The sequence below is a fragment of the Pseudocnuella soli genome (assembly GCF_004347775.1).
In the GTDB taxonomy this organism is placed as follows: domain Bacteria; phylum Bacteroidota; class Bacteroidia; order Chitinophagales; family Chitinophagaceae; genus Flavisolibacter; species Flavisolibacter aquaticus.
Genome location: NZ_CP037755.1, coordinates 3,358,784 through 3,377,366 on the forward strand (window position 1 = coordinate 3,358,784; position 18,583 = coordinate 3,377,366).

Consider the following 18,583-nt stretch of genomic DNA (forward strand, 5'->3'; position numbering starts at 1 on the left):
TAACTAAGATAAATGTCTTTTTTACACTAAAAAATTTTTTTACCAATTTTTTAATGGAAATGTTATCCACGGTTAAATAAAAAGACATGCGGGAATGAGTGGAAATTTCTGCTCCTCTTTTTATCAAGCTACGAAGATTTGGCCAGGCTTTGTTTTTAATGAAATGCTTTTTTACCGGCCCACCACAACATCAGTGCGGGTGGCAATTTTTTGCAGCATAAATGACGCGATGGCCTTGCCTTGGGTCATACCATTTTCGATGGCGGGCATGTAGTGAATGCCGCCATAAAACCTGCTGATGGCCGCTTCCTGCGCGGCTGCTTCAAAGGAGGTAAAATGGCGCACCGGCAAGCCAAACTCCACTTCCGTATTGTCGGCGTAAGAAAATTGGGCACCAAATAACTTGGTGAGCATAAGGGCAGCGGCACCCGATATAACGCTGTGGCCGCTGGTGTATTCAGGGAAAGGGGGCGTTTGCAATTGCGGCGTCCACTGCGGATCGATGTATTGGTTGATATACGTTTCCGGGCGTATGACGTTGCTGCGATATTTTTCATCCCAGCAACTAATGAAACCGTCGGCAATAGCCATGGCCACACAGGCATATGCTTCCGCGGTGGCTGTAAAGTTAGTCTTAGCCTTTCGGCAGGCCAGTGCGGTAATATTGATCCAGTGCCCACCCGGCGAAATTTTTTTAGTGGCAAACATCACGTGCCCGCGGGTATTCATTTTATAAGGATTGCAATCCCAAAAATTAGCGATGGCCACTTGTTCAGGCGTCGCGTTTTTCCCTGCCTGCCACACGGCATGAGCGTCCTTGTAAAACTTGCTTTCTTTTTCCGTTGCAAATGCATCGGCCGCCACGGGACGGAACTGCCCGGCCGAATCCATAATGAATGGCCGGATGCTGCTCCAGTTGGGCTCCACGGCTTTCATATAAGCCGGCGGTGTGGGCTTCCAGGTATGGTCTGCTTCGTCTACCGAGTATTTTGGAAACGACCGCGACTCTCGGTAACCGTCTTTTTGGCTCCAGGCAATGATGTGCCGCGCCACCTGTGCACCCCAGGCCAGCGAACTGTCGTACACCGGTTTTGGCATGCCCGTTTTTTTAAATTCACCCAGTATTTTCTGGTGAAAGGCTTCCAGCCGCGCCTCCGAAATGACCATGGTTTTGCCCACCAGCAGTAGGCTGTGCACCGCTGCCAGTGGCGCCCATACGGTTTGTGGTTGCGCGGGTTTGGGCAATGCGGTAAGCCCATTTACCTGGCCTGCTAAAGTGCGGTAACCGGCCTGGTCAAAGATTGCGGCTTCATAAGCGGCGATGGAAACATAGCTATAGGTGCGGCTGGCCACGGGCGGTGCATAAATATCATGCACCATGATGTCGGTAAGCTGCTTGATGGAGCGATGCAGGAACTCGGGGTTTTGCGCCTTTTGCTGCCAGCCGGGCGGATTGAATGCCAACACGGGCAAACAAAAAAACAGGAGTATTATGATGGCAGCAACGCGGTTCATACAATTTCAAATTAAAGCAATATTCAGGAAAAGGGTGCGGCGCAATGCCGGCCGGATTTTTTTAAATGTCATCCATCGCTGCTTATTTCTTTACAAACATTCACCTCTTTTAATTTGAAATCAATTTTAAATTGTGCATTGCTTTACCTGTGAAATGCAATTTGCCCGTTAAAAAAATATAATTCGTTGAGGATTTTACTTAAGCCAAAAGCCATTGCCGCCGACAATATTGCAACAATACCACGCTCCAAACTTTGCAAATTTTAACCGATACCCGCACTAACTTGGTGCGTTCGTTCAATTTTCGGTAACATTAAGGACTTTTGTTCCTGAATCCAACGTTGTACAAACTTGCCACCTATGATCTTTTTGCAAAACAATAAATTTCTCCGCTTTTTATGCTGTTCCCGCGATGCACGGAGGTTGTTTGTATTCATCCTTGCGTTATTAATTTCAATTTCTAACGTACAAGCCCAAACAGCTACGCCGTTATTCCGGTTGTTGCCCGCCAGCAAAACGGGCATCACGTTCAATAATAAATTGACTGAAAACAACCAGCTCAACATCCTCAACGAAGCCTATATATATAATGGCGGTGGTGTGGGCATCGGCGATTTTAACCGCGACGGAAAACCGGATGTATACTTTTCGGGCAACCAGGTAAGCAATAAGTTGTATTTAAATAAAGGCGCACTGCAGTTCCAGGACATTACCAACAGCGCAGGCGTTGGTGGTGGTGGCCGTTGGTGCACCGGCGTATCGGTAGCCGATGTAAACGCAGATGGTTGGGATGATATCTATGTGTCGGCCACATTTGTAAAAGAGCCGCAAAAGCGCACCAACCTGCTGTATATTAACCAAGGCACCAATGCACAAGGCATCCCCACATTTAAAGAAATGGCGCGGCAGTACGGCATAGCCGATACGGGATACAGCACACAAGGATATTTTTTTGATTACGACAAGGACAATGACCTCGACCTGTTCCTGCTCACCAACACACTGGACGATCCTAAAACGCCCATCAAGTTTCGGCCGAAGCTTACCGACGGCACGGCCGCCAATACCGACCGGTTGTACCGCAATAATGGCGACGGCACTTTTACCAACGTTTCAAAGGAAGCCGGCATTTTGCTGGAAGGCTGGGGCCACGCTGCTTCCATCACCGATATCAACCTTGACGGCTGGCCCGACATCTATGTGAGCAACGATTTTGTGGCCAATGATATTTGTTACATCAATAATGGTGACGGCACATTTACCGACCGCATCGCCGAATATTTTAAACATACCAGTTGGTACACTATGGGTACCGACATTACCGATATCAACAACGATGGCTATGTAGATGTAGTGGCGCTGGATATGTTGCCCGAAACCAACCTGCGCAAAAAAGGCATGTTGATGGGCAATGAATATTACAATTATTTCAACAGCAAAAAATACGGCTACCAACACCAGTATGTACGCAATGTGTTTCAGTTAAACTCGGGCCCCACTCCTTCCGGCAAGCCGCGGTTTAGCGATGTGGGTTTGATGGCCGGCATCTATGAAACCGATTGGAGTTGGACGCCACTGGTGGCCGATTTCGACAATGATGGCTACCGCGATATCATCATCACCAATGGTCTGCCACGCGATGTGACCGATTTGGATTATATCTCCTACGACAATGGGCAAGGTGCCGGTGCCATGAACACTTCGCTAAAAATGGTGGATGCGTTGCCGGTGGTGAAAGTAGCCAACTATGCATTCAAAAACAAAGAAGGGTTCATGTTTGAAAATGCAACGCGGCAATGGGGTTTGCAACATCCTTCGTTTTCAAACGGTGCTGTTTATGCAGACCTGGATGGCGATGGCGACCTGGATATATTAATCAACAACATCAACGAAGCCGCGTTTGTTTATGAAAACACGCTGAACAAAAGTGGCGGTAATTTTCTTGCCGTTTCGCTGAAAGGTGCAACGGCCAATCCCAATGCATACGGTACAAAAGTGCGGCTTTATTTTGGCGGCAAACAACTCTATTATGAGCACCAACCGGCCCGCGGCTACTTGTCCACCGTCGATGCAAAAGCGCATTTTGGATTGGGTGCTGTTTCCCGCATCGATTCAATAGTAGTGCACTGGCCCGATGGAAGAAAGAGCCGCATGGAAGGTGTTGGCGTCAATACCACCATCACTTTGGAACATAGTGCAGCGGCTGCTTTTGTGCCGGCGATAGCCACCACGTTGCCCTCAATTTTTAAAGAAGTAAGCAAACAACTCGGCATCGATTACAAACACCAGGAAAAGGATGCAGTCGATTATAACATACAACCTACGCTGCCGCATAAGTTAAGCCAGTTTGGTCCTGCCATAGCGGTGGGCGATATCAATAACGACGGCCTTGAAGATTTTTATGTTGCGGCACCTGCGGGCAGCCACGGCGTGTTTTACGTGCAGGATTCGTTGGGCCGGTTTAATAAAGAAGCGTTCCGTTTTTTGATTGAAGACAACAGCCGAACCGAAGAAATGGGTGTGCTGCTTTTTGATGCCGATGGTGATGGCGACCTTGATTTGTATACGGCCTGTGGTTCGTATGAATTTGCACCCAACAATCCCGGCAACCAGGACCGGCTATACCGCAACGATGGCAATGGACATTTTACGTGGGATGCATCGGCATTACCTAAGGAAACAGCCAACGCTTCCTGCGTCAGAGCCTTTGATTGGGATGGCGATGGCGACCTCGATTTGTTCGTGGGCGGCCGCAGCACATCAGGCTCCTACCCCGTGTCGCCGCAAAGTTTCTTGCTGCAAAACGATGGCGGAAAATTTACTGATGTTACCCAAAAGTATTGCCCGCAGTTGCAGCAGATCGGTATGGTGACCGATGCACTGTGGACCGATTTTAATGGCGACGGTAAATTTGATTTGGTGCTCACCGGCGAATGGATCGCAGTAACTTTTTTACAAAATACAGGTAGCGGTTTTTCCGCGGTAAATACAGGTGTTGAACAAGCCAAAGGTTGGTGGAACAGCCTGGTGGCCGGCGACTTTGACAACGATGGCGACATGGATTATGTAGCGGGCAACCTGGGGTTGAATTCTACATATAAAGGGACGAAGGAAGAACCGATGCTGTTGCTGGCAAAAGACCTTGACAATAACGGCAAGCTGGACCCGATGGTTTTTTGTTACATGATGGGTGCCAATGGCCAACGCAAGCCATTTCCCATGCACACAAAAGATGACTTGAGCAGCCAGTTGGTTTCAATTCGCAAAACCTATCCAACGTATAAATCGTTTGGCTTTGCATCATTAGATGAACTGTGGCCCAAGCAGGCCCGGGCCGATGCATTGTCGTTTGAAGCCAACCATATGGCAACATGTTATTTCGAGAACTTGGGAGGCGGAATATTTAAAATAACGCCACTCCCACTGGCAGCGCAAACGGCGCCTGTATTTGGCATGGTGGCTACAGATGTAAATGGTGATGGAAACCTGGATTTAACACTGGTGGGTAATGATTTTGGTATGGAGCCAGGCAGCGGCCGGCATGATGCATTCAACGGTTTGTTGTTGCATGGAAATGGAGACGGTACATTTGCATCGACAACCGCAGCACAAAGCGGATTTTTTGTTGCCGGTGATGGAAAGTCGTTGGTGACGGTTGGCACAAAAGAAGGCCAGCCCTTATTTCTTGCGGGGCAAAACAGCGACAGCTTACTTGCCTTTCAACCATCGGCTGCTAGAAGAAACCTGCGCTGGATTGCACCGGAGCAAAACGAATTGTGGGCAGCGCTTCATTTAAAAAATGGCAAAAAGCAGCGGGTGGAATTGTATTACGGTTCCGGATTTTTATCCCAATCCACAAGGCGAATTGCTATTGATCAAAATACTGTTCGCTCCATTACATTTTTTGATGGCAAGGGCGCAGAAACCAGGACGGTGCAGGTGGCGCAATAAATCTGGAATGCCCGTTCCATTTTAAAAACGTGTATAAAACAAAAGATGCCGAAATACATCGGCATCTTTTGTTTTATCAAAAACCGTAAGCTCCATTTCTTATAAACGACTTGGCGCTACACGTTTCATTTTAGAAAAATAACACGGACATTTTGCATGCTAAACGCATTGAAACAAGTTTGAAGAATTGTTTTTTATAACTCCTCCACTACTTCAGCAATTTCCTGTCCGGGCATGCGGGCATTGCGCATGGAAGCCGAGCGGGCCACGTTGCCGGCAAATTCAAAAAATGCCTGCCTGGTGATTTCGTCATCACCCATCACGATGGGCACGCCCTGGTCGCCGCCTTCGCGGATGGATTGCACCAGCGGAATTTGTCCCAGGAACGGCAGGTCGTATTCTTCGGCCAGGCGCTTGCCGCCTTCTTTGCCAAAAATGTAATACTTGTTTTCGGGCAGTTCGGCGGGGGTAAAATAACTCATGTTCTCCACCAGCCCGATGATAGGCGTATTCAACTGCGCCTGTCCAAACATGGCAATGCCTTTCTTGGCATCGGCAAGGGCTACATCCTGCGGGGTGGTTACCACCACCACACCGGTAACCGGAACGGTTTGCAACAGGGTGAGGTGGATATCACCGGTACCCGGTGGCATATCCACCACCAGGTAATCGAGGTTGCCCCATTCCACATCGGTTACAAATTGCTTGATGGCGCTGCTGGCCATGGGGCCACGCCACACCACCGCATTTTTTTCATCCACCAGCAGCCCGATGCTCATTAGTTTAATGCCAAACCGATCAATGGGTACGATCATCCCTTTGCCGGCCACATCTTTCATCATGGGCCGCTCGCCGCGAACGCCAAACATAATGGGCACCGAAGGGCCATAAATGTCTGCGTCCATCAGGCCCACTTTTGCGCCGCCTTCGGCCAGCGATAGCGCCAGGTTGGCGGCCACGGTGCTTTTACCCACACCGCCTTTACCACTCACTACCGCAATAATATTGCGAACGCCAGGCAGCACGCCGCCTTTATCGCTGCGCAGGCTGGTGGTTTGGGAAGTAAAGTTTACGGTAACCTGCGCCTCTTTATTTACCAAAAGCTTTACTGCGTTAATGCAGGCGTTTTTGATCATATCCTTCATTGGACAGGCCGGCGTGGTGAGCACCACGGTGAATGAAACCGCGTTGCCATTGATGCGAATGTCCTGCACCATATTGAGTGTTACCAGGTCTTTCCCCAAATCGGGCTCCTGCACATTGCTCAGTGCCCTTAAAATATCTTGTTCGGTCATAAATGCTCTGTTAATGAAGTGGCAAAGTTAGCCCCAAACAAATATCCCCGCCGTGTGTATTTAAGTAGTTGGTTATTTTTGGTCAAACTGTAAAATTGCAGGATTGGTTAGCTTTGCACCGGCAGGCCAATAAATGCGGTACTGCAGGCAACAGCAAATTAGCGAAGCGCAAAAAATGAGCGACCGCTTGCTGCCCTTTAAAAAATGCAATATGAAGAAACGGTTTCTTGCATTATTGGTATGCGCCATCGTATGGGCTGGCAAGGCACAGGCGCAGTTTGAAACCGTTCGCGATTCGGTGGTGCAGTTGTATGGTATTGTAATGACAGCCGACAGCCTGATGGGCATTCCGGCAGTAAGCGTTACGGTAAAAGGCACCGGCCGCGGCACCATGACGAACGCACAAGGTGTGTTTTCGATTGTGGTATTGAAAGGCGACGAAGTGGAATTTACCCACGTAAGTTATAAATCAAAATTAGTTTCCATACCCAAATCGCTGGAAGGCAACCAGCACAGCGTGGTGCAACTAATGGTGCAGGATACGGTGTACCTGCCCGCTACGATTATCCGCCCGAGGCCTACGCCGCAGCAGTTTAGTCGAGATTTTGTAAACACACCCGTACCCGACGATGATATAGAAGTGGCGCGGCAAAACAACAGTGCTGCCAAACGCCGGGCCCTGATGACGGTAACGCCTGCTGATGGTGGTGGCGCCACGGCCATCCAGTTTAGAAATATGGCCAGCAGGGCGTCTTACGCCGGACAAACCCCACCGCAAAACATTTTCAACCCGGCAGCGTGGAACGAATTCATCAAAAGCTGGAAACGCGGCGATTACAAGCGGAAAAATTAAAAGCCGTCGTTACACACTAAACGGGATGTTCGTACTTTTGTACAAGTAATTACACCAATTTGAACGGCAAATGGGCGGCATCATTCAATTGTTGCCCATCAACATATTCAATCAATAGCCATTGCTGCAACAAAGCATTGTACTATGAAAAACGCATTCCCTGTTTTCGTCCGTAAACAGGGAATTTTCTTGTCGGGTCGGTTCAGAAGTTTACCTCATTATTCCGCACAATAAAAAATAAATTGGCCGTTGCGGTCAGTTGGCCCGTTGTTTGAATTTATAGGTGTAAAATTCAGATGTTATGTTTCCAGTGTGGTTTTTTATCATGTTGATTGGAGTGATTGGATACCTGTTGTATTTGACTCGACCCACCGAAGACAATTTTGTGATGATCAGCAAAAATGGCCTTCGCAAAATGCAAGGTTGGTTCCGTGTTAGGCAACAGCGCTAATCAATTGTGGTTGGTATAAACCACCGGAAGTACATCAGTACCCGTCTCCTATTTTAACAAACAAAACAAATAACTAAAATAGCCGCTTGAAACGGCTATTTTTTTATGCGATAGTGTAAAGCGTTTTGTTGAAAAAGTCGGATAGTATTAATCGGCACGACGGCTGCCACCACCACGGGTAAGGGCCACCAGCAACAGGATGAACACTGCGGCGCCTACAATCCACACCCAGGGCGCAGCATACCAGGCAGCTCCGCCACCATCGGTGTTGATGTCAATATCTACTTTCTTGGTTTCGCCGTCTTGTGCATACATTACTGCCGACAGCAAAAGCGCATAAATGGAAAAACATAACTTTTTCATAAAGGGTTTTTTATAGCACAGTTTAAAAAACTATGCCACTGAACAAACATTTTTGCAACAAGGCGAAGCCAATAAAATACTATTTACGGGCTCCAAACAACATGCTGCCAATGCGCACCATATTGCTGCCATGCGCAATGGCCAGCTCATAATCGCCGCTCATGCCCATCGAGAGTATTTCCATGCTGGTTTGCGGCAGATCCTGTTGCTGCAATTTTTGAAACAACTGGTGCAAGCCATCAAATTCTGCTGCTACCCTGTTGGTATCGTCTGTAAATGACGCCATCCCCATCAGCCCGCGGATCTGCACATGATTCCACTGCGCCAGTTCGGGGCTGGTAAACAAGGCCTCCAGGTCAGCGGCATCAAAACCAAATTTTGTTTCTTCCTGCGCAATGTGCACTTGCAGCAGCACCGAAATTTTTTGCTGTATTTTCGCCCCCTGCTTATTGATTTCTTTAAGCAGCTTGATGCTGTCCACGCCGTGAATAAGGTAAACGAATGGCGCGATGTATTTTACTTTATTGCTTTGCAGGTGGCCAATGAAATGCCAGCGGATATCGGGCGGCAATTGCGGTGCTTTGTCCAGCAATTCCTGCACGTAGTTTTCACCAAAATCGCGTTGGCCGTGCTGGTATAATTCAAGGATGGCAGCAACAGGTTTAATTTTGCTGACCGCAACAAGGGAACAATCCTTGCTTTGCAGCAGTTGCTGCAGCTTCTGGTAATTTTCGATGTTGCAATATTTTGCTTCCGGCATACCTGCAAATGTAGCAGCAACAAAACAGTTTAACCGCGATGATGCATATAAATTGGAACCGCTTATTTTTTGCCGCAGCCTGCTGCTGCCTGTTTTCGGCATGTGCCACGCAGGCCATTGTTTCCAGTCCCAATCAAATTCAAAACACACCCGGCACCATTTATCTTTCCAATGGCGATTCGGCCACTGGCCTGTTATCGCTCAACAACGAAGTGTTGTTTCCTAAAGACATTAGAGTGCAGCAGCCCGATGGCAACCAGCAAATTCATTTGATGGATGTAAAGGGCATGCAGGTGGGCAACAATTATTTTGAATTAAAACACCACAGCAATCATTGGCGTCCGAGCAGCGGGTTCTATTTTATGGAACGCATTACGCCTGCCGATTTTGAAATACAGGTGTACCGGCATCTGGAACGCAAGCAAAAAGGAAAATCGCTGCAGCAGGTGGTGCACGAACCGGTGTTTTATGTACAGTTTCCCGGCGAAAAGCAAGACCGGGTGTGGGCCTCTAATAGCAAAAAGCTGATGCCGCATTTTGAAAAGAAAATGAGCCGCCTGCTCAAAGATTGCCCGCAACTTGCCGACACCATCCGCCACAAAGAAAGGGGCTATTTCTACAACCGCCTTAATGCTACTGAAGCCCAACGTGGACAGGTGCTGTTGCGCATTGCGGAGGCTTATCAAGCGTGTAAGTAAGTGTGGATTGGAAGTCTGATAAATAAATTCAGGCTAACACCCAACCTCTGTTGATACTTGAATTGTTTCTCTATTTAAAACATAGGCTGCCCAAGGCGTCTTTGAGAACGCCAGCGCTGTCATGCCGAACTCGTTTCGGCATCTCCTTGATGTATGGCAAACTCCGCAGGTCGAAGGGGATGCCGAAACAAGTTCGGCATGACATCTCCTGTGAACTGAATGCTGCTATTGTAGCAAATACCAATAAATTAAAAAGGCTGCTTTCAAATGCAGCCTTTTTAATAATAACAATCGTAAACATTATCCATTTTCCCCCTGGCTCATGCCAGCCTTGATGTATCGGGCAATGGTCAATGTGCGGCGGGTTTGGTGTTTTACCGCGCCTTGCACATCTTCTTTTATTTTGCCATTATCCACCGAAGCACTGGTGCCATAAGGGTTGCCGCCGGCACCAAACAATACCGGGTCGGTGTAGCCAGGCGACGCAATTATAGCGCCCCAGTGGTGCATGGTAGTGTACAGGGCCTGCACGGTCATTTCCTGCCCGCCGTGCGGGTTTTGCGCAGTGGCCATAGCACTCACCACTTTATTAACCAACTTGCCCTGCGACCATAAGCCGCCAGTGCCGTCCAAAAATTGCTTCATTTGCGCTGGCAAGTTGCCGTATCGTGTGGGTGCGCTGAAAATGATGGCATCGGCCCAGTCGAGGTCGTCGTTGGTAGCGGTGGGCACATCTTTTGTTGCTTCGGCGTGCTCCTTCCACAGCGGGTTCGAATCGATGGCGGCCTCCGGCGCCAGTTCGGCTACTTTCAACACTTTTACTTCGGCACCTGCCTCGCGGGCCGCTTCCGCCGCCCATTGCGATAGTTGGTAGTTGGCACCAGTGGAGCTATAATAAATAATTGCCAGCTTGATCTGTTGCATAAAATTTGGTTTTGGGTTAATCGGTTTGTTTTTTAAATATATACAATAAAACTGCCTGTTGTTGCAACATTAATTGGTGCGCAAAAACAATACAGTCGCCTCGCTGCCTTTTTTATACCACGCAATGCGGCACTTAACTACAACCCGTGCCGTATAATTGTTTTTATTTGTCAAAACATTTTATGGCAGCGTGTAATTTCCAGTTTACATTTTCCGGCGACCCGAACCTTGTTTTAGAAAAAGCAAGAAAAGCCGTAACCGGCCAGGGCGGAAACTTTGAAGGCGATACGCAAAACGGCAACTTCAACCTGAGCGTGTTTGGCAACACCATTGCCGGCGCTTATGCAGTGTCGGGGCAAACAATGGATATTGAAATTTCAGAAAAGCCTTTCCTGCTCCCCTGCTCTACCATCGAAGGATTTTTGAAAGCCCAGTTGGGTTTATAAAAAAATTGCTACTTTTTGATAAGCACCCGTTTTCCCGGCGGGTGCTTTTTTCATGCGTTTGACAATCTAAAAAATGGCACGTAAATATTACAGCTAAACGCCTGCTCCGGTTCACTGGTGCACGGTACATTACCGCTCCTGTAATTTTTGGACAGTTAGGCCCACATGAGGTTTGTTCTACAAAAGGTAAAAACTACCTTTATTTTTCGTCCCGCTTTTGTGGGCCCTTTTCCGCCCCTTTGAATCACCTGCCCACGTAATTTTTTACCAAACATAGTGTACCATGCAACTGCCAAAACGAGCTGGGTGTACCGCCCTGATGTTACTTCTTGTAGGGTTTGCTCATGCCCAACCCAAGTTTCTTAAAAAAGCTGCAAATGCTGCCAACAACGCCATCAACAATGCCGTGAACACTGCGGTAAATGGCAACAGTAATAATAACAATACCGGCAACGACGCCCAGCAGGCTGGCCAGAACAGCAGCAGCACCCGCAGCGGGCGCCCCTCCAACCGCGGCGGACAAGGCCTGGTGAGCACCCCACCCGATGTGGCTGCCAATCTCACCGCATCGGAAGACGCCTTTAAAAAATCGAGTTATGGCGAGGCCCGCTATGCGCTGCAGCAGGCCATGCTGGGCGTGGAACTGCAAATAGGCCAGGGCATTTTGAAAATGCTGCCCGAGCAAATTGCGGGCATGCCGAAAGAGGCCGAGGCCGACCAGGTAACCAGCACCGGCTGGGGCTGGGCCGGGCTGACCATTCGCCGCGAATACCAGAAAGACGACAAGGCCATGGACGTAACCATCGCCAACAACTCCGTAATGCTGAATGCACTGAACATGTACCTCGCTTCCGGTATGTACAACCAAAGCACCGGCGGCCAGCAAAACTGGAAACAAACCAAACTTAAAAACAACAAAGCCGTGATCGAATACAGCGATGGCAGCGGCTACAAACTCAGTGTGCCCCTGGGCCAAACAACGCTGCTGCTGTTGGAAGGCGTCAATTTTGCCACCGAGCAGGAATTTATGAACGCCGCCAATACAATCGACGTTGACAAAATCAAAGAACTGCTGAACGAAAAATAAACTACCAAAACAAACAACATGAAATCATTATACTGCCTCCTGATCCTGTTGGCTGCCGCGGCTTCGGGCAACGCCCAGGAATTTACCAAGCAACTGACCACTGCCCGCACCGCTTATAGCTCCGGCAAACTGGAAGAGGCCCGTTTTGCCATGCAACAAATGATGCAGGAGCTGGATATTATTTCCGGGAAAGAATTGATCGGGCTATTGCCGGCTAAACTCGATACGATGAGTGCCAACACCAGTGCCGATAATGTATCAGGCACATCGGGCTTTGCAGGCGTGGTGGTGCACCGCGAATATGGCAAAGCCAAACCCGACGGCGATGTGCCGGCGCAAGTAGAGATCATTACCAATTCGCCCCTGATCAGCGGACTCAACGCCATGCTATCGTTGCCGCTGCTGGGTAATTCGCCCGACCAAAAAGTGATCAAGATCAGCGGCTACAAAGCGCTGGTAACAAAGCAACACAGCGATGGCGAAGCGCCGGAGTTTGAGGTGCAGTTGCCACTTAACTCCACCCTCATCACATTGAAAGCCCCGGGTTACAGCCAGGACAAAATCATTGCGTTGGCCAACACTCTCCCCATTGCGGAGATTGCCAAGCGGGTACAGTAATACAAAGAATTATTTCGATTTGTCAAAAAAGCCGGTGAATGATCGCCGGCTTTTTTAATGGAAATTGAAGTCTACTGTTGATACATTTAAAAAAACATGCGGGTTGAAAAAATCAATTTTGATTTTTCTGAAACTTGGTACGATTTCTTTACTAATAAATATTAGAAAGGGAAAAACCCGCATTTTCCACAAAATGCGGACGTCGGCAATAAATTTTTTTCAAAAAAAATTTTCGCTTCTTCACCCGCACGGATTATTTAAATACGTCATCGTTAGAACATTAACTATGTTAATGTTACACATTACATAGTGCTTCTTTCTCCTATTCTTCCCGGTTTGTTTAAGTTTTAAATCAGGCAGTTACAACACCGACAAAGGTGTGGAAACTCAAGTGTTGCATAGTTTTTGTTAATGCAGCGCGACTTTTAACATTGATCCTTTCCCTCCCGAAAATTCCCTGATCCTATTTAAAAAACTGTCCGATTTAAAACGTCTAAACCAGTTCTTCATGCAAAAAACCTTTGCGTGCCTGCTCCTTTTTGTTTGTTCCAGTATCCAGGTTCTGCAGGCCCAAACCCAACTCCCACAAATCAAGAGTTTCCAGAAGCCGTCTGGTGTATCTGCACCCGGCGAGTCGTTTGCTCCTGCCTTTGGTGGCAGCCCTTCCGGCGATGCACCGCAGGTGGCAGAATGGACCCGCACCGCAGGCCCCGATGAATCAGTGATCATGACCGGTGTATCCTTCTCCCGCCACAGCGGAACCGATGTAGGTAAAGACACCCGCTTTACCCTCTACAGCGCATCCGGCGTGCAGGGCGATGCCCAGATCCAGCGCCTCGATGGCGACCGTGCCATTGTAACCATTCCACGCAACATTCCCTCCTGGGGCATGTACCTGATGTGGCCCGGCAACGATGCAGGCTATGGCAACCCCATTGCCATCAACAAAACAGATGCCTGGTGGGTAGGACCCGACAAGGCAACGCGTGGCGCCACCATATCGGTGTATGGCCGCAACCTGTCCCGCGGTGGTGATACCACAACGGCATATGTGTATGTACGGAGCAAATCATCCGGTGCAGGCCAGTGGGCATCGGTAAAGCGGGTGAACCCTTATAAAGTAGACTTTGTAGTGCCCGATGGCTTTGCCAACGGTGAGTACGAAGTGTGGGCACACAACGGCCATGGTGGCGATTATGGCTGGGGCAACCCCATCAACCTCACCATTTATGATGGCGTAAAATGGACCGGTACTACCTATAACGTCAAAAACTATGGCGCAAAAGGTGATGGTTACAGCGATGATACCAAAGCCATTGCAGCAGCAATTGAAGCGTCGAAATTTGTGACCGGTGCCACTGTATATTTCCCAGCAGGCACCTACATTTTGACCGGCACCATGGAAGCCCACAGCAATATTCGCTGGCAGGGCGAGGGCCGCGACCGCACCACCATCCGCTGCGGCAGCAACTTTACCGCTCAATACGGATTGGTGTTTGGTAATCCCAATCATTTTGAGATCAACGACATGGCGTTTGAAGACAACAACAATTACCGCGGTGGCACGGGGCATCCCATCCACTTGGTAAGCAGCCGCCACGTTACCATCAACAATGTGCGTTTAACCTTTAGAAACCATAATGTTATTGACCTGAATAATACCCGTTACGTAAGCCTGAACAACGTAGATCTTACCGGTAAATATTCCTTTTTGGGAACCGCTTCGCAGTTGTTCATCGACCGCACTTCATACAAACTCACCAACGATACCGACATGGGCTGGCACTCGTGGGGTGGCGACGGTGTGAGCGTTACCAACTCTACTGCCCGCGACCTCGACAACTCGAACCCGTTCAATGGTGCGGGTTGGGGCAAAGGCCGTTTTGTTGCGTTTCTCGGTTCATGGGGTTCCAGCAAAAACACCTACCTCGGTTACAACACCTCAACAGACCTGGTGCCACGTCCGTATGATGTGGACCAAAACTCCGGTGAGCAGATCCTGTTCGAAGGATATATTGGTGTTTGGAAAGGAAAGCCTTCCTCTTCTACACTAAATACCACCACGGTTAGCGGCTACAGCCACAATATCCCTGACCGCCATTACGTGGTGATCACCGGTGGCCGTGGCCTGGGCCAGTCGCGCCGCATTGTTGCCAACAACGGCGGTGTACTTACCCTCAACGAACCCTGGAACGTTGCGCCTGATGGCAGCAGTATACTGACCATTGGCAACGTAGTAGACCGTGCAGCCATTTATAAAAACTACCTCGATGGCGTATCGCGGGTGGTTACCAACAAAGAGCATATTGCCGCTGCGGGCGTAGAGCCTTATGGTTCGACCTATAACTTTATTGTTGACAACAACACGTTTCACCAACTGCGCCAGGGCACGGCCAACTGGGCACAGCAGTCCCAATCGGAGTGGCCTGTAGGTGCAAACTATTTCTCGCTGTACAGCAACAACAAATACATCAATTGCCGCATTGCCATGCAAAACATCATGGATGTAAAAATCCCGAGCGGCACGGCAATATTTGGTACTACATACCGCAAGAACGTGGTACAAAATGCGTATGAAGCAGCTGTAGTAAACATTCACGGTTTGTTCTCTAGCCCACTTTCCGATGCGGCTGTATATGAGCACAACAACATCCAGGGCTCTCCTATCGGTTTCGATTCGGAGCGTACTGCGGGCATTTCAAACCAGGTGTTGTACAACAACGTTTTCCGCGGCACCGGCACCAGCTTTGCCAAAGAAGTAACGTCCAAGCTGGCCTTGCGTGGCAACAGCTTCGAGTATTTCCCGAGCATTTACCAGATCACCATCACTACCAACGACCGTAGCTCTACCCAAACCCTGGGTGGTGTGCTGGAAGCACCACAGCGTGTGGTGGAACTAAATGCACCTTCGGGCACCGATTCGGTTAAAGGTTCGTTTGTATTGTGGAACAGCGGCACCGCAGCCCTTTCCTGGACTGCACAAAGTAACGCTTCATGGCTGCGCCTGGGACAAACCAGCGGCTCCATCGAAGGTGAAAAAGCACTGTCCAACATTCCCCTGACTGCCATTGCCCGTGGCCTTGCGCAGGGCAGGCACCGTGCCGAGCTGAGTGTAACAACAGGCGGTGTGGTAAAAAAATATACCGTGTGGCTGAACGTGGCTGCCAGCACTACCGTGCCGAACCAGGCACCTACTGCACAGATCATGTCGCCCGCGGCGGGCAGCGCATTTACGGCACCTGCCAGCATTACCATCGCAGCAAATGCATCGGATGCGGATGGTTCGGTACAGCGGGTTGAGTTTTACCAGGGTAATGTAAAAATTGGTGAAGACCTGTCTGCTCCATACACTTTCCAGTGGGGCAACGTAGCCCAAGGCACATACATGCTGAGTGTGAAAGCAGTGGACGACAAGGGTGTTGTAGGTACTTCGCAAAGCGTGCAGGTAAGTGTTAGCGCAGCACCTGTTCCAAACGTTGCACCAACAGTAAGCCTCACGGCACCTGCATCGGGCAGCCGGTTTACTGCACCGGCCACCATCAACATTGCAGCTAATGCAAATGATGCAGATGGCTCTGTTTCGAAAGTTGAGTTTTTTGCCAACGGCAATAAAATAGGCGAAGACGCCAGCAGCCCTTACCAGTTTTCTTGGTCAGGAGTAGCAGCCGGCTCGTACACCATCACTGCAAAAGCATTTGACAACGACGGATCATCGGCTACATCGGCTGCCGCAACCGTAACAGTGGATGCACAACTGGTGGACAAAGTAAACCAGGCACCAACCGCTACTGTGATCGGGCCACTGACCGGCAGTGCATTTACTGCGCCTGCAAGCGTTACCATCACAGCCAGTGCAACGGACGCCGATGGCACCATCGCAAAAGTGGAGTTCTACCAGGGTAGCGTAAAACTGGGTGAAGATTACACCGCTCCATACAGCTTTGCGTGGACCGGCATTGAAGCAGGCACTTACCAGGTAAGTGTGCGGGCAATAGATGATAAAGGTGCCGTTGGCACTTCCAGAAGCGAGCAGATTTCGGTTGCCGGAACATCCGCTTCCAAACCATCCGCTACTGTGGTAACGCTTTCATCGCCTGAAGATGGCAGCAAGCTTACCGGACCAATTACCGTTACCCTGCATGCAACTGCGGAAAGCAGCAACGGCAGTGTAACCAAAGTAGAGTTTTACATGAATGGCCGGAAAGTTGGTGAAGATCCGACTTCGCTTTATAGCTACTCGGTGGGTGGATTAACAGAGGGCACCTACAGTTTTGTGGCTACAGCAGTGCACAGCGATGGCACTACCACCGACTCCAAAACATCTACCATTACAGTAGTTGCACCGGTGAAAAAAGTGCCGGTAGTAAAAATCACCGGTCCTTCTGAAGATGCCATTATCGTTGCGCCGGCCAATGTCAATATCGGTGCTGAAGCATCGGATGAAGATGGTACCGTAAGCAGTGTCCGGTTCTTCCTGGGTACAAAGCAAATTGCTGAAGACCTGACTGCGCCTTATACTGCTACGCTTTCCAACCTGGAAGAAGGTGGCTACACCGTTACTGCTGTAGCAACTGACAACGACGGTAACCAAACCACTTCCAATACGCTGACATTCTCGGTTAACGCAGATCCATCAAACAGCTCACAAACAGGCTGTGCACAAACAGGCGGATTGTACTGGGAGTATTTCAACAACGTACCCCTCACCACTTCGCTTTCGTATCACAGGGCAGCAGATGCCAAGCCTAGCGGCAGCCGCATCCTGACTTCGTTCTCCGCTCCACGCAACTTTTCGGACAAATTTGCATCAAGAGCCATGGGATACATTTGCCCGCCGGTATCAGGTTACTACACGTTCTATTTCTCGTCTGACGACAATGGCGAACTGTGGCTGAGCACCGACGACAACATCGAAAATGGACGGAAGATTGCTTTTGTAAACAGCTGGACCAACCCGGGCTTTTACTTCAAGTATCCTTCGCAGGTATCTGCCAGCATTTACCTGGAAAAAGGACGCAGGTATTTTGTGGAAACGGTTTCTATGGATTATAGTTTCGACGATCACATGACTGTAGCCTGGAAAATGCCAAACGGAACATTCCAATCGCCCATTTCAGGCCAGCACCTGATCCCATACCAGCCGCAAACGCAGTTGCTGTCGAGCACCGCGGCCAAAGCCGGTACACTGGAGATGACCACGAATCCGAAAAATGTGCTCGCCGCAGGCACTATGGAAGTTGCGCCCAATCCGGTGCAGTCTACTGCTAACATCCGCTTTGCAGTGCCTGAATCTGGCAAAACAGTAGTTGAACTGTACAACGGAAACGGTGCACTGGTTACCCAACTGTTCAACGGCGTTACCGAAAAACAAACCACTTACCAGGTTTCGCTCAATGGTACACATTTGCCGAACGGCGTATACTATTGCCGCCTCGTGTCGGGTGCAACGATCCTGCAAAAGCAGGTAGTGATCGCCCACTAATTTGTTCCAATATCCCTTTTTAAAGCGCAGGTGTACACCTGCGCTTTTTTTATGCACCTAGCCCATAGTGCCCATCGGACATCATCATTTAAAAAATGGGTAAACGCGGCGCATTTTACTGGCACTGTTTATGAACCACC

At 49.3% G+C, this 18,583-nt stretch carries 12 protein-coding genes; 7 read left to right on the top strand and 5 right to left on the bottom strand.

Annotation, left to right across the window (positions count from 1 at the left end; genetic code table 11):
• Nucleotides 1-171: 171 nt before the first annotated feature.
• On the bottom strand, nucleotides 172-1,515 hold the full coding sequence (locus EPD17_RS13790) for a vanadium-dependent haloperoxidase (RefSeq protein WP_132055091.1): 1,344 nt from the start codon (nucleotides 1,513-1,515) through the stop codon (nucleotides 172-174).
• 360 nt (nucleotides 1,516-1,875) lie between these two features.
• Here EPD17_RS13790 and EPD17_RS13795 point away from each other — a divergent pair, with 360 nt between their 5' ends.
• Nucleotides 1,876-5,466, top strand: coding sequence for an FG-GAP-like repeat-containing protein (locus EPD17_RS13795; protein WP_132055093.1), 3,591 nt, complete (start codon nucleotides 1,876-1,878; stop codon nucleotides 5,464-5,466).
• A gap of 194 nt (nucleotides 5,467-5,660) precedes the next feature.
• Here EPD17_RS13795 and EPD17_RS13800 read toward each other — a convergent pair whose 3' ends face one another.
• The gene (locus EPD17_RS13800) at nucleotides 5,661-6,761 is read right to left on the bottom strand and encodes an Mrp/NBP35 family ATP-binding protein (protein ID WP_132055095.1); all 1,101 of its coding nucleotides are present in this window, start codon (nucleotides 6,759-6,761) and stop codon (nucleotides 5,661-5,663) included.
• A gap of 211 nt (nucleotides 6,762-6,972) precedes the next feature.
• Here EPD17_RS13800 and EPD17_RS13805 point away from each other — a divergent pair, with 211 nt between their 5' ends.
• The gene (locus EPD17_RS13805) at nucleotides 6,973-7,614 is read left to right on the top strand and encodes a carboxypeptidase-like regulatory domain-containing protein (RefSeq protein ID WP_132055097.1); all 642 of its coding nucleotides are present in this window, start codon (nucleotides 6,973-6,975) and stop codon (nucleotides 7,612-7,614) included.
• A 598-nt stretch (nucleotides 7,615-8,212) separates the two neighbouring features.
• Here EPD17_RS13805 and EPD17_RS13810 read toward each other — a convergent pair.
• A complete protein-coding gene (locus EPD17_RS13810; protein WP_132055099.1) occupies nucleotides 8,213-8,428 on the bottom strand; it encodes a hypothetical protein in 216 nt (71 codons plus the stop codon).
• A gap of 79 nt (nucleotides 8,429-8,507) precedes the next feature.
• A complete protein-coding gene (locus EPD17_RS13815; RefSeq protein WP_132055101.1) occupies nucleotides 8,508-9,188 on the bottom strand; it encodes a YggS family pyridoxal phosphate-dependent enzyme in 681 nt (226 codons plus the stop codon).
• Nucleotides 9,189-9,226: 38 nt separating this feature from the next.
• Here EPD17_RS13815 and EPD17_RS13820 point away from each other — a divergent pair, with 38 nt between their 5' ends.
• The gene (locus EPD17_RS13820; protein WP_132055103.1) at nucleotides 9,227-9,886 is read left to right on the top strand and encodes a hypothetical protein; all 660 of its coding nucleotides are present in this window, start codon (nucleotides 9,227-9,229) and stop codon (nucleotides 9,884-9,886) included.
• Nucleotides 9,887-10,186: 300 nt separating this feature from the next.
• On the opposite strand, the gene wrbA is transcribed toward EPD17_RS13820, so the two are convergent.
• On the bottom strand, nucleotides 10,187-10,810 hold the full coding sequence (gene wrbA / locus EPD17_RS13825) for an NAD(P)H:quinone oxidoreductase (RefSeq protein ID WP_132055105.1): 624 nt from the start codon (nucleotides 10,808-10,810) through the stop codon (nucleotides 10,187-10,189).
• 182 nt (nucleotides 10,811-10,992) lie between these two features.
• Here wrbA and EPD17_RS13830 point away from each other — a divergent pair, with 182 nt between their 5' ends.
• The 4 genes from EPD17_RS13830 (at nucleotide 10,993) to EPD17_RS13845 (ending at nucleotide 18,443) form a co-directional block, all read left to right on the top strand.
• Nucleotides 10,993-11,256, top strand: a complete 264-nt coding sequence (locus tag EPD17_RS13830) for a hypothetical protein (protein ID WP_114233747.1) — start codon at nucleotides 10,993-10,995, stop codon at nucleotides 11,254-11,256.
• 283 nt (nucleotides 11,257-11,539) lie between these two features.
• Nucleotides 11,540-12,343, top strand: coding sequence for a hypothetical protein (locus EPD17_RS13835; protein WP_132055108.1), 804 nt, complete (start codon nucleotides 11,540-11,542; stop codon nucleotides 12,341-12,343).
• A gap of 18 nt (nucleotides 12,344-12,361) precedes the next feature.
• Complete coding sequence (locus tag EPD17_RS13840) at nucleotides 12,362-12,961, top strand: hypothetical protein (RefSeq protein ID WP_132055110.1); 600 nt, start codon at nucleotides 12,362-12,364, stop codon at nucleotides 12,959-12,961.
• A 508-nt stretch (nucleotides 12,962-13,469) separates the two neighbouring features.
• Nucleotides 13,470-18,443, top strand: coding sequence for an Ig-like domain-containing protein (locus EPD17_RS13845; protein WP_132055112.1), 4,974 nt, complete (start codon nucleotides 13,470-13,472; stop codon nucleotides 18,441-18,443).
• Nucleotides 18,444-18,583: the final 140 nt, after the last annotated feature.